The sequence below is a fragment of the Blastopirellula sp. J2-11 genome, assembly GCF_024584705.1.
In the GTDB taxonomy this organism is placed as follows: domain Bacteria; phylum Planctomycetota; class Planctomycetia; order Pirellulales; family Pirellulaceae; genus Blastopirellula.
The window spans coordinates 5,225,209-5,242,970 of the sequence record NZ_CP097384.1 but is presented as its reverse complement, the minus strand read 5'-3'; the positions used below and the strand labels follow the sequence as shown (position 1 = coordinate 5,242,970).

Sequence of the window (17,762 nt, the reverse complement as noted above, 5' to 3'; positions counted from 1 at the left end):
TGAGCGATCTAATACTACAAACGTACAGTTTAAACGTTCGTACTCAGAATTTGCAGAGAAAAGATGAGAATCTACCGGTCAATCCGCCCAAAAGAGCGGCTTCGTGAATGCAGGCAGGGCTTGCTTGAGTGTTGCATAATCGATCAGTGTACGATTTTGATGCACGCAAAATAAAACAGGCGAGCTGGTCTCGCTGACCAGCTCGCCTAGTTTTGTTGAAAGCGAGAACCACTGTGAAGTGACTCTCGTTTGCCTCTTTCATGTCCCAAAGAAAGCCATAAAGCGTTAAACAGCAAAGCTTTTCGCTCTATGGACCGGATCGCCTCTTCACAACGCCGGCCCCTTAATCGTGGTCCTCTTCTCTGTTCCGACCCAATCAAGTTTGCTTCTTCTCATCCCTAGGACGATAAACATAGTTGCAATAGGCGTGCCAAAATGATGCACCAAGTGAATAATTCTTTCGGCTAGGAAACTTCTGCGAGGCGCTGGGGTTACAATAGGCGAGAAGCAAACTCGGCTCGATTACGTCGATAAATGACGTGTATTGAGCGAACCAAAATCGAAATAACCGCCGATCAGGCCAGGAGCGCCGTTTGTCGATCACCGAGTCGACCGCCAAACGCTACGAACTGCAAGATCCGGATGTCCGGCTCATGCTTGAGGTGCGCGATGACAGCGCGGCAGCCTTCGAGGAGCTGATGCTTCGCTATCAAAATCGGTTGATCAACCTGATGCACCATTTGATGGGGCGCCGAGATCAAGCGGAGGACTTGGCCCAGGAAGTTTTTCTGCGGGTCTATCGTTCACGAAAGTCGTACAAGCCAGGCTCGAAGTTTTCGACTTGGCTTTACACGATTGCAAATAACGTGGCCAGCAATGCTCGTCGCAGCATGGCGCGCCGCAAAGAGATCCAAGTCGACGGCGGCGACGACGCCGGGATGGGACCAGCCAATCCGCTGGATCGCATCGCCAAAGCGGCCAGCGGCCAAATGCCGACGCGGGTCATTGATCGGGCTGAGATGGGCGAAGTCGTCCGTTTGGCTATGGAAACCTTGAACGATCGCCAGCGGATGGCGGTGCTGCTATCGAAATTTGAGGAAATGAGTTACGCCGATATCGCTGTCACCATGGGGATGTCGGTCGAAGCGATCAAGTCTTTGCTCTCTCGGGCTCGAGCCAATTTGAAAATAGCCCTCGAACCTTACCTGGAGCAAGGCGCCAGACCGCCAGCGGAGTGAACGCCAGTCCTATGAGTACGCCGCAAGACAACAACATGGTTCCCGTAGAAGACGCCGAGCAGCAGCTGGTCGCGTATCTCGACGGCGAGCTCTCTGACGACGAGCGAATCGTCGTCGAGGCCCGTCTGGCCGACGATTACGACTATCGGCTCCGATTGCAGCGGCTGGAGCGCGCCTGGGATATGCTCGATTCGCTGCCGCGGGTCGAAGCGAGCGATCAGTTTGTGCATACCACGGTCGAAATGATCTCGGTCGCCGCATCGCAAGAGCTCGAAACCATCCAAGTCCGCCAAAAGTCGCGCTCTTGGCGAATCGCTGCGATCACCGGCGCCGCAGCGCTGGCCGCCGCCGTGTTTGGATTTGCCTGGATCAGCCAGTCCGCAACCCGCCAAAACGAAGAACTGCTGACCGAATTGCCGCTGATCGAGAATATGGACCGCTACCAGAAAGTGGACGAAGTCGAATTCCTGGAACGCCTTCGCAGTGAGGGCCTGTTCGTCTCGGAGGTGGATGATGGCGTTTAAGCGACTCGTTCCGCCAATCTGTTTGCTGCTGACCGTCGCCGCCGTCGCCTACGGAGATGATCTGGCCGATCGCCGCCAGCGGATCGAGCAGATGTCGCAGGCCGAGAAGGACGAACTGCTGTCAAGTCAGCAGCGTTGGGAGCGGCTCTCGGCTGAGGGACGCGAGCATTGCGAGGAAATTCATACCGCGCTCGAAACGCGCGATGACGGCCAAGAGCTGCGCGAAGTGATGAACCGCTATTACGAATGGCTAAAAACGCTTGACCCGGTCAAACGGGCCGAAATCGAGAAACTACCAATCGAAAAGCGAGTTGCGACGATCAAGTCCGAGCTGGAAGAAGAGTCGCGACGTCGTCGGTTTGGCATGATGCGAGATGCGCTGCGGGGAGCCAGCGAACAAGACATGCCCAAGATCTGGGCCTGGTTGGTCGACTTTATGCAGCAGAATCAAGAGCCGATTGAAAAGTACATGGAGACGCAGTTCAGCGAAGACTCTCGCCTGCGCCATCGACTCGAGGAGATGCCGGTCGAACGCCGTCTCTTTTGGGTTTGGGTGAAAATGAACTTCGAGCCGCAAGTCGAAGCGCCCTTGCCTGGTCCCAACGACATCAAACGTCTGGCGGCCGATTTGACTCCGCAAACGAAGTCGATGCTCGAAAAATTACCGATTGACGGACAACGCGACCTGTTGCGACAGTTAATTTTCAAAGCGTTCCATTCGCAAATGTTGGAAAACGCCAGCGAAGAAGATGTGCGAAAGTACTTTGAGAAGCTCCCCGCCGAACGGCGCAGTCATTTGGCTTCGCTGCCAAAAGAGTCGTTTGAACGCGAACTCCGCGAAGAGTATTCGCGGCATCTGATGTTCGGTTTCTTTGGTCGGTCGTCCGGAGGCCCACGTCCCCCAGATCGCTTCAAGCGAGGGGATGGCCCCCCAGGATTTGATGACGGACCGCGTGGAGATGGGCCGCCGCGAGGCGATGGACCAGGTCGCCGCGGTGATTGGAACGGACCAGGCGGTCGCGGACCCGATGGCCGTGATGGACGAGATCGCAAACGGGGTGACGAGAATCGTCCCCCGATGCCGGCCAAGCCGCCGGGCGAACCGAAAGCGAAGGCGGAGTCGACTTAAAACCTCCTCCAAACGATTAGAACTTGAAGTTCTGAATCCCCTCTTTGACATCGTTGCGGTAGTAGTTGTCCAAGTTCTTGCGTTGCTCTTCCTGGATCATGCCGTTACCGGCGCGGATGCCGCGGAGCAGTTCGTCATTAAGCTTGGCTTTGGAACTGCCGCCGCTCTGCTGACCTCCCTGTTGCTGGCCGTCGCCACTGGCGTTGGGCGCTTGCGGCTGCGCGGAAGGAACCGGCATCGGCACATTGCCGATTGATTTTTCACCACGGTAGAACGCGTATTCTCCCTCCTCGGCTTCGGCCAGGATTGTGGAGCGTCCTTGGATGCCGTCGGCAACGAAGACGCCGCGGAGGTCGGTGTCGCCTGAGGTGAACTCGTTGTTGGCGGAGCCGATCACTTTGACGTGGACATCGGCGACGTAGGCGTCGGTTTTGACGTTGCGAATCGTCGCGCGAACGCGGCCCGATTCGATTTCTTCCTGCACTTCGACCTTCAACGGCGAGATCAACACCAATCCGCTGGCGTGCAGGTTTTCACCACGGCAAACCACCAAGTAGGCGCCTTCTTCCTGGAGGGGCAACTTCAGTTCTTTCGTCCGATCGCGATAATCTTTGCCGTCTCCGAGCTCCACTTTTTCTTCATGGTAGGGTCGAATTCCGGCCAGATTGATCGCCGTAATCTGCTGCAAATTGCGCCGCAACAGTCCGAACTTCATCAGGTCGATGCGATAGACGTTGACGTCGCACGCCGCGATGTTGCGAAAATTAAGCTTCACTTGGACCGGTTCTTCCGGCGTGAAGGTCGTCACATCTTCCAACGCGATCTGTTTGTGCAGGAAGTAGTCGATCGACTGGGCGGCGTCGACAAAGCGATCCTTCACCTTTTCGTAATCGGTAATCGCCGCGGCGGCCTGACCCAAGGCGTGATGGATTTGCCCCATGATATAGACGGCGCGCCATTTGTTTTCCTCCGCCAATTGGCGGCTGCCGGAAAGGGTCGCCGGGCGCTTGTACTGGGCGACCTGTTCGCACATTTGGAGCGCTTTCTCGTGTTGTCCCAACGCAAAATGGCAGAAGCCGGTGATGTACCAGTAGCTGCTTAGGAAATTGCTGTCGTCATAGCGACGCGTGTAGTCGCCGCAGACCGAAATCGCTTGTTGGTAGGCGTCCAATTCAATCAGGCCGGTCGCCAGTGAGAAGGCGGCTTGATCGGCCGACGGATCTTCAGGATGAGCGGTCAGAAAATTCTCCAACATCCCCAGCGAACGCCGAACAAGCGTGACGCGGTTGATATGCTTTTCACGCAATTGCGGATCTTGGGCCGCTTCTGGGGCCTTGGCGAAGACTTGTTGCGCGAGCGCGTAATCGGCGGTCGCGACGTAAGGTTCTGGAGGTGAGTTTTGCAGCAGCGCAGTCATTACTTCGACGCTGCGGAGAAACTCGTTTTGATCCTGCAGGAAGCCTGCGACCTGACTTTCGACCATAAAGCTGGCTTGGACCGTGGCGCGATAGACGAGGTAGCTACGTTCATACTCGCCGATTTCGTGATACGCTTTGCCGATCTTCATCAGCTTGGCGAAGGGAATCTCGAGCTCCGGATATTTCTCGATGACGATCTCAAAGTAGCGGACGGCCTCGGCCGCATTGCTTTGTTCGAGACTAATGTCGAGCAGCATGCGAATCGTCTGCTGGAAGTAGTTGGTCTGCAGATTCCAGTTGCTGAAAAGTTCGGTCAAGTTCTGATGAGCGCCGGCAAAGTCATGTTTTTCAAACTTCAGCCGCCCCAACTCATACAGTTCAAGCGGAGTCAGGCGGTATTTATCGTCGCTCTTGCCTCCGAGCGGCAAAACTTTTAGCGTTTGCGATTTGGCGACGACCATATCATCCAGGTGATAAGCGTCGCGCAGTACGGTCGGCAGACCTTGATAGTCGCCGGGGATCGAGCCGATGATATCGAAGTGGATCGAACCTAAGCCGCGATTGCCGCCGAGATAGAACAAGATGCCGCCGGGTTGGATCTCGAATCGCTCGAACGGTCCGGTCACCGATTTCTCATCGACACGAACGCCGGAGGGGAGCGGCTCATAGGCGATCAGATACGGCAGTTGTTGATCGCGCGAGCCGCTGGGGACGCTGCTGCGCCACATTTCGAGCGTAACGTGCCCTTTTTTGGCGGCCGGAAGCTGCGTCATGTGATTGCGGAAGCTGGAATAGCCACCAGTTAGCAAGCCAAATCCACTGGGGATTGGACGACCGTCAAACTCAAGCGGCGCCGGCGTGTAGTAGCGGCGGACCGTCCAGTCTTTGACCGTGTTTTCCAGCTTGTCGGCGGCGACAAAACCGGCCAGCACGCATTCGTAGGAGAATTCGCCGCGGCCATTCAGTTCAAAACGTATGGTCTCTTTTTCTTTATTCGTCAGCGATTCGACCGGAACTTCGAGCGTTTGCGTCGTCGAGTTGGCGTCAAACTTCAACGTTTTCAGCGGTTTGTCATTCACGATCACGGTCAAGTCGTAGGCGTCGGCGGCTAACTGCTTGGTCGCGTTGTATCCGCAGACGGCTAACATAATGGGGCCAACCGCTTTTTCTGGCGTCCAGCGCGAACCGCAGCGATGCTGCATCAACCACTCGACTTCTTTTCGCAGTTCTTCCTGCTGCGGCGCCATTTTGTACAAGCACAACGCATACAGTCCGCGGGTCTCGACTTCCGCCGAGTTCCACGACAACGGCTTGGCGCCGCCGCCGTTCAGTTTTTGTTTCGCCAACGCGATAATTTCGCCGGCGGTCTCTTTGCGATTCATCTCGGCGAAGGTAAGGGCCAAGTAGGTGAGCCCCGCCGTTGAGAGCGAATTGCGGTTGCGGTAAAGCTGATTGGCCAGCGGAAAGTCTTCGTTGCCGGCCGCCGTCAACGCGTGCAAGAGGATGACGCGACTTTCGTAGTCTCCCACCGCTAATAGCGTTAGTTGGTTTTTCAGATAAGTCAGGCCGCGATCAAACACTCCGTTGTCGACACGATAGCCGGCGTTGCGAGCCAACGTCAGACTCCACATGGCGCGGGACGAAGTGTAGGCGTTTCCAGCGCCGGAAGGTCCTGCCCAATTCCAGGCCCCGTCGTCCTTTTGAGCGGCGGTCACGGCTCGCAGTTGGCGGCGGATCGTTTCGTCCAACGATTGCATCTGCGGGTTCGCGGCGTCGCGCCCTTTGCTCATCAGTTGCTGCAGCGCGATCGCGGCCATCAGGTCGCTGGTGTTGGAGTCAATACCGGCCGCGAAGCGTTGGCTTTCGAGTTGTCTGAGCGTGGGATTCGCGTTGAGCGCGTCGAGCAACGTCTGCTGGACCGTTGGACCGATTACGATCTGCATTCGCGGACTGGTCCACGGCATTTTTTGCGGACGCTGCACGAAGGCGGAAGTACTGCTGGCCGACGTACCGGAAGCGATCGCATAGACCGGCATCCCGGCCGGCAATAGCGGCACGATCGCTAACTGTTGATCGACTGTCTCGCCGGCGGAAACCTGGAGCGAGAATTCGATTTTGGCGCCGGGCTCACCATCTGCTTTGCCGGCGATAGGCAACGCGAAACGAATTGGGAATTCGAGGTCGAAGATTCCCTTCTTGGTCACGTCGAGCGTTTTGGTCTCGGTTTGCGTTTTGGCGCCGATTGTCGTCTTCAGGGTGACGGTGATCCTTCCCTGGTCGAGCAGATCATTGTGAACGGTGACCGGAATCTGGGCCGAATCTCCATCCACAAACGCCGCGGCGGTTTTCAATTCGCCAAACAGCGATTTGCTGACCGCGATTTCGGTTTCCGCTTCCCCAGCAAGCGTATCGATCGTCACGCCGCGTGATTTCAACAACCACGCGGTCGATCGTTCGGGCAAAGTGATTTCGAGGGTTGTCTTTCCTTGTTTGTCGGTCATGACAGCTGGATCCCAAAAACCGGTCTCTTGGGCAGGGATGCCGACTAAGATTTTTTGACCGTTTGCGGCCGCTTTTTTCAGTCGTTCCCCGGCGATGTTGCTGTCCCATTTTTGGCCCAATTCGGCGGAGAAGTTGAGATTGGAATAACGCCCGTCGACTCCTAGCAGTTGAATTTCTCGGCGAGAACCAAGTTCGGCCCAGTCGCTCGGCGCCAGTTGCTGGGGATTGAAAACATCGTCGAGGGCGATCGCCGCTGATTCGACGGAGTAGGATAGTTGAGCACGTTTCTTTTCATCCTTTTGATCAAAGCGTTGGCGAGACAGTTGCATCGATTCATGGGGCGCGGCTGGCGGCTTTCCAGCCATTTGTTGGAGCTGGCGAGTTTGGTTTTTTAACTCAGGAATTGAGTTGCCAAAGAGGTTGGCGCCATAGGCTCCATTCTGCGGCATACCCGCAGCCCCGAAACCGCCGCCGCCGAATGCGCCTCCACTGCCTGACATGGATCCGCTGGCGGGGGCTTCCGCTTCTACGATGGGGGCGTCAAAAAAGCCGCTTGCCCGGTCGCGGTTATTCAGGGCGATGCCGTCAAAGTCGCGATCGCCTAGTTCCGACAAGGTTTCCGCTTCGCGGGCCAGCGTTTCCAGTCGTTCTTCTTCGGCCAACAATAAGTGATCGATCGAACTGGTTTGCGGGTGATAGCAGAACTCGATCGTCGCCGTCGTCCGCATCGCAAACGTGCGTGCGACGCCGCCGAAGAAGCGCTGAATCGCTGGGATTCGGTCGGGGAAACGTTCGTAGAGCGCTTTCTCGACCAACGCAAGACTTAGCTCGGCCGGAACCGGTTGGCCGGCGGCGTTGGTGGTGGTGATATTGACTTTGACCTTGTCGCCGGGCTTATGGCCTTCGCCCACGATTTTCATCGCGATCTGAAGATCACGTTCCACGGTAAAGGGACTAGTCGCCGTGTGGAAACGGAGCGGGGCTTCTTCGTCCTGTTGCTCCTTCGTCGGATCGATCATCACCGCCAACGACATTTGAAAATTGGGCGCCAGTTTGGAAGTGACGGCGATCTCGAGTTCGTTGGCGCCTTGTTTCAGTTGAACCAGGCGATACTCCAAGATTTTGGCGCCTTCCAGCGTCATCAGCGCCAGGGCCGGTTGTTCGCGCCAGTGGACTTTCACGGTCGCTTTTTCGCCCGACTTCAGCGTGTGATGATCGGCCAGGATTCGGAGCCGGGTCGAATCTTCATCGCCTGAAATCTTCACCGCGACCTGACCTGAGACAACGTTATCGAAGCGATCGACTCCTTCCAGACGAACGCGATAGTCGCCGCCGTCGGCTAACTGCAGCGTTTTACGGATGACGCCGGTTTTCTCGTCGCTGGTGACCGGAAACTCTTCGATCAGCTTTTCTTGTTTTTCGCGCGTCCCTTTGGCGTCGAGCAATTGAAAGACCTTCAGCGTCAGGTCTTTGGCGATCGGTTTCCCTTCGGCGTCTTTGACCGTCGCATCGACTTCAAACGTTTCGCCGGCCAGGTAGACAGGGCGAACCGTCTTGGCGGCGATCGTATATCCTTGGGCCGAGAGGAAAAAGTGTTGTTGCGTTGCGGTCGAATGGGCCGGCAGCTGGACCGCCAGGTTGAGCGTTTGCGATTGGCGGAAATCACGCGTTTCAAATTCGAACTTCACTTCTCCCTTATCGTTGGTTGTGCCGGTCAGCGTTCGATCGCCGTTGAGGGAATAGGAAATCTCGGCGCCGGAGACGGGAGCCCCGTAGTAGTACGCCGCTTTGATCGTGCCGGTGATCTTTTCGCCGCGGTAGTAAACATTGCGATCCGACTCGACCGTCAAGAAGACGGAAGGAAGCTGATATTCATGGACGACGAACGCCCCTTCGTACCGAACCTTGTCGTGAGAGACGACCATCCGGTAGTCGCCGAGCGCCGCCGCCGTCGGCAGAAGTAGGTGCGAATGGAACGAACCATAGTCGTTCAGCTCGACCTCTTCTTCCATCACCAGCCGGTTGCGGCCGTCATAGACCTCCAGCTTGTAGTCCCGCTGGGCTGGAACGACATAGATGTCATTGATCGCGTCGCGAATGATTCCTTTCAGGTGAACCAATTGGCCAGGACGATAGGCGGGCCGATCGGTATAGAGATAACCAGCACGAGCAATCCCTTGCGCGACGCCTAGGCCGTTCAGATTGACGACGCTCGACGCGATATGGCCGTCAGCGATGGCGAAGACGCGTAAATCGGCCGGATCACGCAACTCTTTGCGATCGGCCTGGTAAACGCCGTCGGCGCCGGTTTCGACTTCGGCGAAGACTTCGCTGCCGTTGGAGAGAAGCAACTTGACGCCGGGCCAAGGTTTGCCGGTCCGCATGTTTTGGGTGAAAATAAAGACCTCGTCTCGCGAGCTTTTCACGATCATGTCGAGATCGCTCTGCAGCACCAACGTGGTCGATTCTTGGGTCTTGCCGCTGACGGTGATCGCCATCACGCCGGCTTTGATCTCGTTCTCGCCTGGCAGCGGAACATCGACATTCTGGGAAAATAGACGGTATTTTTCATAGTCGGCCACTTGATGCTCAAACTGCGAATCGGGATCGATCAGCGCGATGTCCAGCGATTCGACGCCGGTCGCCAGGTGCATCTTGCGGAAGTAGGTCTCAAGATCGACCTTGTAAATCTGCACATTGACCGACTCTAGATTGCGCGTCTTCAGGCCGATGCGGGGAGTTTCGTTGCTGCGATAAACGCGCATGGTGCTGATCGAAAGCGATTTGTTCGACAACAGCGCAATTTGCTGCTGAGCGGAGCCGGCGTGCGAACCCCAGGTCAACTTTTTGTATTCGACCATCGCATCGGCCAGGCGATTTAGATTTTCGGCCAGCGTTTGTGCGACGCGATACTGAGCGATCGAAGCTTCCTCGGTCTGCGGGTACTTCGAGACGACCTGGCGCCAGGCGGCGATCGCTTCTTCATACTTCTTTTGGGCGAAGAGCATCTCGGCAAAGCTGTTTTGGATCGAGCGATTCCGCTCGTCGATCGGGTACTTCACTAGGAATTCACCCCAAGCGGCTCGGGCGGCGTCATAATCTTCACGCTCCAGCGCGTCGAGTCCTTTCGCGTATTCGGCGTTGATAATTTGACGCTGCGCTTCGCTCCAGTGGCCGTGTGTGGGATGCTGTTGCAGATAAGTCCGCCAAGCGACGATCGCATCGTCAAACTTCTTTTGCCGAGCCAGGGCGAGACCCTTGAGATATTGGGCAGATGCATATTCGTCGCTTTTCGCCAGATCTTCCTGCTGTAAGAAGTTGTCGACCGCAGCGAGCGCATCTTCGGTTCGCCCTTGATTTAGAAAGCTTTGCACGATTCGCAAATGGGCGGATGCGACTTTCTCATGATCGGGATAGGTCGCCAAAAACTTCTTCAGCGACGCGACTCCCAGTTCCCGGTCATCTTTGTTGCCGGGATTCGGGATTCCATAGGTCTCGGACAGGCGGAAAGCGGCGAGCGGAATAAGTTTGGACTTGGATGTGCCGTGCAACGAAAGTAGATCTTCCCAACTGCGCCGCGCTTCGACTCGATTGCCGGCCTGCAGATAGGCTTCGCCTAGTTCGTAGCGAGCCGGCAAAAGCAGCACGTCATCGTCATTCGCTTTGATAAAGGCCTGGTAGAGTTGAATCGCCTGACCGGGGTTGTTCAGCTGTTTGTAGCAGCGGGCGATTTGCAGTTGGATACGGGTATTGGTTTCGCGCAGCGGGCCGATCTCAGCCGCTTTTTGATAGAACGCAAGCGCACGTTGATAGTCTGGATGCTTGCCGTCCGCGGGGGGAGTAAAGAAGGCGTCGGCGAACTCTAAATAGATCGCGGCGATCTCTTCTTTTCGCTGGAGCGAGATCAGATATTCGGCTTCGGCCTGGTAAGCGAGTTCGGCGGCGCGATAGTCTCCGGCACGCGCATAGGCGACGCCGATCGCAAAGCGGGCCTTCCGTATCCAATCGCTATCGGGATAGCGCTTGGTCAATTCGGTCATCACCGCAATCGATTCTTTGTACTTCTTTGCGAAGAAATAGGCTCGACCCTTCAGATAGGTCAGGTACGCCGGATCTCCTTGCTTTTCGGCGATCGCCTTGTCGATGGCGGCGATCGCACGGTCGTAGTCGCGATCTTGCATCGCTTCGCGAACCGGTTTGGGAACTGACAACAGGCTCGATTGCGCGGCGGGTCCGGTTTCCGCTTCTGGGGCCGCGTCTGCCGGTTTGTTTGCATCAGCGTTCTCTTGGGCGAAGAGAATCGCAGGAGAGAAGAGGAGCAACCAAAGAGCAGAGCGAAGAATCCGGCGTTGCATGATGAGATTCCTGGGCGCGGCGAGCGAGGCGCATCGGTCTGGGGAGAAAAGTGGTTCCGCCCATTGAGACGAGCGTGGGGCAGCAGCAGTTTTTTGATCGTAGTCGAATTTGCCAATTTGTCCCAGCAATTCGCCACCCGCGGGCGAGAATCGCTTTGCGAGCTAAGTATTGACTAGATTTGGCGTTACAAACCAACCGGCGAAACCTCCTAATTCATCTGGCCGGGGGAGGGGGAAGATTCTATGATCCACGCCCCCGACGTCTCTTCAAGAGCACGTCCAGTGAAGTAGTGATGAAGGAACGGAGCGTCATGAATCGACGGATTATTGCGGCAATCGGTGCAACCGTTCTCGGCGTGTCGGCGCTGACGACATTGACTCTCGACTCGTCGAAACAGCGTTCCGATGAAGCTCCAATGGCGCAGGCGCCGGAAGAGTCGGCGTCTATGCCGGCCCCCAATCAGGCGGCGCCTCCGGTGATCGAACCGGCCGAGGTGGAACTGCCGCGCGAGATGATGGTCGCGCCTGCCGAAGCGCCCGCCGAAGTGCGCACAGCCCCCATGATGATGCGATCCACAGCCGAGACGGCTCCGCGGGCAAGAATGATGGTTGCGCCGGAGGATCTAGCGGCTCGTCCGCCTGAGATGACGACGCCCAACGAAGCGATCGCGCCGCAGTCGATGATGGCGGCCCCCATGATGATCCCCGAGAGTCTGCCGGACGCGACGCCGGGCTATGAAGTGGTCGAAGTGCTTTACGGCACCGATCGTGATCTATTAGGCTCCAGCGGTATTCTGGGACACTTTTATCCGGCGATTGGTGTTGCGCTGGGTGGCCTGGTGCTCTTTGGCGTGATGTGGAAATACCAAATGGCGCGCATGGGCGGAGTGCTAGCGATTGTCGGCGTTTGCCTAGGGCTGTTTCTCGCTCGCGACGCCGGTCTCGATTATCAAAAAGAACTACGGGCGCTGGCCAGCGGCAGTGAAATGTTTAGCGGAGGCCGCGGCGAGTTACAGTTTGGCGCTTGTCATATCAGCATTCCGGAGGTGCACGAGGTCGGCCAGTTAGAAGGTCCGTCGTTGTTGCGGTTGGAATTGACCGAGCGCCCCGAGAAGCATGTGGTGCTGCTGGATGTCCTCTCGAAGGAAGAAGAAGCGTTCTTCGCGGATCTTCGCGAGAAAGTCGCCCAGTCGCCGCGTCATGAAGTCTTGATCTTCGTGCATGGATTCAATGTCTCGTTTGAAGATGCCGCCCGACGGACCGCCCAGATGGCGTACGACCTGAAATTTACCGGCGTTCCGATGTTCTACAGTTGGCCTTCGCAGGCCGATTTGTTTGGTTACACGACCGATCGCGATAACTCGCTCTGGACGGTCTCGCACCTGAAAGAGTTCCTGTTGAAGGTCGCCCAGCAAAGCAACGCCGAATCGATCAATCTGATCGCCCACAGCATGGGAAATCGCGCGATGGGGACGGCGCTGGAAGAGATCGCCGCGGAAATGAAAGACGAAACGAAGCTCTTCAATCAAGTGGTGCTAGCGGCGCCCGATGTGGATGCGACTGTCTTTCGCGATGAGATCGCGCCGCAGATTGTGCGGGCCTCGAAGCAAGTTACGCTTTACGCTTCGTCCAACGACTTGGCGCTGTTAGCGTCGAAAAATGTAAACGGCTATCCGCGCGCCGGCGATGTCCGCCCCGAGATCGTGATCGTACAGGGAGTCGATACGATCGACGTTTCGGCGATCGACACCAGCTTGATCGGGCACGCCTATTACGGCGACAATGACTCGATCATCTGCGATATCTTTACGCTATTGCATCAACCGACGCCGGCCTCGCAACGGCAATGGCTGCAATCGGCCTCGGGGCCCGGCGGCATGTACTGGGTATTCAATCCAGCAAATCGGGGAGTCGCGAATGCTGGCGGAACCGTTCCGCGGTAGGCGGATCAGGTTCCAGTGACGTCGTCCGCCCAAACGCGAAACGATTTCAGTTCATTCGTACCGAAAGTCGTGGTCAACGCGACATCGGCCGCATCTCGACCGCGGGCCATCAGGACGCGACCAATGCGTGGAATATTGTTTCGCGCATCGAACGCGTACCACTGACCGCCGAGATAGACCTCGAACCAGGCGCTAAAGTCCATCGGCGCTGCGTTGGGAGGGACGCCGATATCGCCGAGATAACCGGTGCAGTAGCGAGCTGGAATGTTGCAGTTGCGGCAAAAAGTGACGGCCAGATGCATATAGTCGCGGCAAACGCCGACTCGCTCGCGATACGCTTCTAAGGCGGTGCGATTTGCCCGCGCCTGCGAATAGTCGAAACGAATGTGGTTATGCACAAAATCGCAAATCGCCTGCACGCGCGACCATCCGGGCGGCGTCGCGCCAAATAGCGACCAGGCGAGATCTTTCAACTCACTATCGACTTCGCAGTAGCGACTGGCCAGCAGATACAGCAGCACGTCGGACGGTAAGTCTTGGACTTGCGCTTGCATCGCCTGAGGAGCTTGCAGATCGGGCAAGCCGCAATCTTCGACTAACGCTTGATTGCGAAACACGATCCGACCTGCCGGCGCAACCAGACGACCGCAACGATTGCCGAAGAGATCGTAATATTCGAAGATCGGTACGCGAGGAGTCACGACCAGACGATCCGGCTGCTTCGTCGTCATCTCGCGCGACGGATGCAGATAGAGCATCGTCAACATCGGCGCAGGTTGCGGCGATTCAAAAGCGATCTCGTAGCCAACTTGGATCAGCATGGGTTGCCATTGGTTAACAATGCAGTGCGACCGACGCGCAATTTGTACCTACAAATCGACCCGCCGACGCCCGGAGTATCGCCTTGCGGCGCATTGTAACGTTCACGGCTGGACTTTCGCCGAAATTCTGGTGCGATTCCTAGATACGTTGGAGAAGCTCGAAAAATCGAGTGCAAAAATCTCTCTGGTTGAAGATGGACCCCCGCCGGATTTTAGTCTGCGGTCACGATCAGTACATCAGCCGGAGCCGCGCCGACGAACCAGGAAACGCCGGGTTCGCCACGGAAATGGACGCTGCGAATCGGCGTTTTTTCGTCCGGACTGTACAAGCTGACGCGAAACCCGTCGATCGTCGTTTCGGCCGATCCGGGAGCTCCCCAGACGTAGCGTCCGTTGTCGTACCAATCGCCGACTCCGCGATCGAGCAAACGCCACTGGTCGCCGCTGCGGACTTCGATTTTCCATGCGGTTTGCGATTGCGGCTGATTTGGATAGACGCCGGAGAGCGTGATCAGATTGATCGCGATCGGCGACTTCCACTCGGCCTGATAGAAGATCGGTTCCGCTTCAGACACGACGCCCAGATCGGCGCCGCCGCCGACGCCGACTTCGTGCCACTGCGAGTCGCGTAGGTAGCCGTTTTTCGCCGGCAGATAGACCAGATCGGTCACGGCGCCGCGGGCTCCTTTGCCGATCTCGGTCGTATTGCTCGATAGATCGGCGGTCGCCAATTGGTTCACCAATGTCGCAGGCAGGTGCAAGCGGTCGACATCGATTCGCTCGGCGCCGGGGATATATTCGGCCTGCGGATCGCCGGGAGGTCGGGTCAGCGAAAGATAGGCGAACAGATCGATCAGCTCTTGTTCGCTCAGTTGCTTCTCGACTCCCTCCGGCATTAGCGACAACTTGCTAATGCGAATTGCGTCGACGTCATCCCGCGGAATCGTTTCGAGTTTTCCTCCCTGTAGCTTGAGAACGACGCGCTGGTCGTTGTCTTCGACCAGCAATCCGGTCAGCGTGCGGCCGTCAGCCGTGAGCACCATGCGGCCTTGATAGTCAGGACCGATCACCAGGCTGGGATCGAAAACGCTGGAGAGGAGTTGCTCGAACGAACCGCGACCGTTGGTCGTAATATCCGGCCCCACTTCCTGCCCTTGTCCATAGATCTTGTGACATTGACCGCATAGTTTTTGAAACGCGACGGCGCCAGCATGCGGATCGCCATCACGTCCGTGGACCAAATGGCGCATGTCGGCGATGACCAGTTCCCGCTCAGGATTGCGCTGCGTACGGACTTGTCCCCACAATTTGATTGCGGTGGCGACCACCTTGCTGTCAGGGCTCTCTTGCAACTTGCGAACTTGGTTGATGTTCAGCGCGTCTTTCGAGATTTTTTCGGCGGCGACGGCGTTGAGCAGTTGTTCGCTCCAAGCGACGCGCTGCGTCAGCAGTTCCAGCGCCTTGGGTTGAAGATCCGACGCTAGTTGCGGATAGATTGAGAGCAACATGGCGGCGACCTGCGGCTGATCGAGTCGCCCTAATGCGGCAATCGAATCGGCTTGCAGTTGCCGAGACGCCTGTTGTGGGGCGACCAGCACCGCGCGCACGGCGGAAACGATCTGATCGTCACCAAAGGCGACCAGCGCCGCCAAAGCGGCCGAACGCTTCGCGGCAGGCGCCGCTTTATCTTGATAGACCGAGCGAACCGCTGCTTGGGCGTCGGCGTTTTTCCAAGTAACCGCCAGCAATGCGGCGTCAAAGTAGGATGGATTCTGCTCGCCAGCGGCCAGGATCGGCTGGATGACCGGCTCCAACAGCGAGCGCATCTTGAGAAGGCGATCACCAGAGATTTCGCCCGATTGAACGCGCGCGGTGAGCGTCGCCAACGAGTTGCCGAGAGCCGGACGCAACGCCGGCGTCTCTGCGACCAATTTTACCAGCTTGACGATACTGTCGGTATCGACCTTGGGAGCGGCCAGAATGCGATCAATGATCCGCGGGAGCAGCGCGGCGACGTACGGATTGTTGGCGAACTTGGGATCATCCAGAAGCGCGAAAAGTTGTCCGCTGTCGGTTTCAAGGCGTGGGTGCAGGTTTTGCCACACGATCTGCGGGATCAGTTTGTCCTCGCCGGCGCTGGCCAGCACTGCGGCAAGTGTGGGGACGGTCGGAACTTGCTCGATCTTGCCGGCGGCGATCGCAATTTGCAGCAAAACGTCAGGACTGTTGTCCGCCGTCATGGCGACTATCTTGGCGGCGAGTGCAGGCGAAATTTTTCTCCGATTGCCGGCGATGCGCACGCCCCACGCGCGAAAAGTGGAGTCGTTGTCAGCAAGGAGCGACGTCACGAATTTTTCCGACGGCTCTTGGCCGCCGGCGATCGCCCACACAGCATGCAAGCGAGTTTTGCGCGGCGCCGATTCGTTTTGGACCAGCTTGGCCAGTTGCGCCATCGTCGCAGGCTCACTTCGTTCGCTCAATAGTCGCTGGGCTCGGTCGCGATAGAAGCGATTGCCGCTATGGAGTCGCTCGATCAGTTGCGCGTCGGTTTCCTGCCCTAGATTAAAGGGCGCCGCGCGAGGAGTTTCTTCGTACCGAATTCGATAGAGCCGCCCCTTCAAGCGATCGACTTTAGCCGGGTGAGCCATCGCGTCTTGATAGCAGTGGAAGCGGTCGTACCAGTCGAGAACGTAGAGACAACCGTCGGGGCCGATCTTCTGATCGACCGGCATGTGCCAGACGTCGTTGGAGGTGACAAAGTCGGGATGAGGCTTGCCGAAATAGGTCGAGCCGTCGCGGGTTACTTCGTCAACGTTGATGCAATTGCCGTGGATATTCCCCATGTACAAGCGATCGCGGTATTCGGCCGGATAGGCGTCGCTGTCAAAATATTCGATGCCGCAATAGGCGGCCATCTGATGTTTGTGCTGGACGATTGATCCGATCTTCCACGTGTGTGGAGGGTAAGGGCCGCCTTGGCGATGGTAGTAGCCGGTTTCGGTCAGATGCCACAGATGATCGATCACGCAGGCGCTAATGAACGCGCTCCCCTCGGGATCGAACGCAATTCCCCAGGGATTGCTGGTCCCTTCGCAGAAGAGGGAAAACTCTTCGGTGCGGGGATCGATACGAAACATCGTACAGGTGAAGTCGAACGTTTTTCCATGCTGGGTAATATGCGATGGATTGAAGACGCCGTTCAGTCCGTAGAGAGCGCCGTCGGGGCCCCAAGTCAGGGAATTGGGAAGTTCATGCGTGTCGGATCGTCCAAAGCCGGTGACGACCACATGCTTTTTGTCGGCTTTCAAATCGCCATCGGTATCTTCAAAGAAGAGCAGGTCAGGCGCGTTGGCGACCCAGACTCCTCCAAAGCCGACTGCGATGCCCGAGGGGATATTCAAGCCGTCGGCGAAGATCGTCGTTTTGTCGACGCGGCCATCGTGGTCGGTATCTTCCAGCACTTTGATGCGATCGCGACCTGGACCCGGCTCGTGGCGCGGATATTCGAGCGACTCGGTGACCCAAATCCGCCCCTGATCGTCAAACGCCATCGCGACCGGATTGATCAGGTCAGGCTCGGCGGCGACAACTTCGACCGTGAAACCAGGAGGAACCGTCATCTTGGCGGCGGCATCCGTCGGCGCAAGCGCCGGACCGGGTATCGTCGCTTGCCGGCGAGGAATGAACGGTTCGTCAGCCAACAGAATCGAAGGGGCGAGAGCGGCTAGAATGACTAGCAACAGATGTCGTAAATGAGGGAGCATGACGACCGATCGGGAGGAGAGAGGGGAACTTGGCATGGCATTGTTCGATTGTTTAGGGGGCTGGATCG

The 17,762-nt window shown here is 57.3% G+C and carries 7 protein-coding genes; 4 read left to right on the top strand and 3 right to left on the bottom strand.

From position 1 onward, the window contains the following. Positions 1-593 precede the first annotated feature (593 nt). Genes M4951_RS20690 through M4951_RS20680 form a run of 3 tightly spaced genes read left to right on the top strand, consistent with a single transcriptional unit; the run spans position 594 to position 2,891 of the window. Positions 594-1,238, top strand: coding sequence for an RNA polymerase sigma factor (locus M4951_RS20690; RefSeq protein ID WP_262023528.1), 645 nt, complete (start codon positions 594-596; stop codon positions 1,236-1,238). Between the two features lie 11 nt (positions 1,239-1,249). After that, complete coding sequence (locus tag M4951_RS20685) at positions 1,250-1,762, top strand: anti-sigma factor family protein (RefSeq protein WP_262023527.1); 513 nt, start codon at positions 1,250-1,252, stop codon at positions 1,760-1,762. Beyond that, entirely contained in the window at positions 1,749-2,891 is a 1,143-nt protein-coding gene (locus M4951_RS20680; RefSeq protein ID WP_262023526.1) for a hypothetical protein, read from the top strand. The genes M4951_RS20685 and M4951_RS20680 overlap by 14 nt, the downstream gene beginning before the upstream one ends. A 16-nt stretch (positions 2,892-2,907) precedes the next feature. Here M4951_RS20680 and M4951_RS20675 read toward each other — a convergent pair whose 3' ends face one another. Next, positions 2,908-11,166, bottom strand: a complete 8,259-nt coding sequence (locus M4951_RS20675; RefSeq protein ID WP_262023525.1) for a tetratricopeptide repeat protein — start codon at positions 11,164-11,166, stop codon at positions 2,908-2,910. A gap of 311 nt (positions 11,167-11,477) precedes the next feature. On the opposite strand from M4951_RS20675, the gene M4951_RS20670 reads away from it, so the two are divergent. Then, positions 11,478-13,109: an alpha/beta hydrolase gene (locus M4951_RS20670; RefSeq protein WP_262023524.1), complete on the top strand. Its 1,632-nt coding sequence runs from the start codon at positions 11,478-11,480 to the stop codon at positions 13,107-13,109. A 5-nt stretch (positions 13,110-13,114) separates the two neighbouring features. On the opposite strand, the gene M4951_RS20665 is transcribed toward M4951_RS20670, so the two are convergent. Together M4951_RS20665 and M4951_RS20660 are read right to left on the bottom strand one after the other, a co-directional pair. Continuing rightward, positions 13,115-13,930, bottom strand: a complete 816-nt coding sequence (locus M4951_RS20665) for a transglutaminase-like domain-containing protein (RefSeq protein ID WP_262023523.1) — start codon at positions 13,928-13,930, stop codon at positions 13,115-13,117. Between the two features lie 212 nt (positions 13,931-14,142). Then, entirely contained in the window at positions 14,143-17,730 is a 3,588-nt protein-coding gene (locus tag M4951_RS20660; RefSeq protein ID WP_262023522.1) for a PVC-type heme-binding CxxCH protein, read from the bottom strand. Positions 17,731-17,762: the final 32 nt, after the last annotated feature.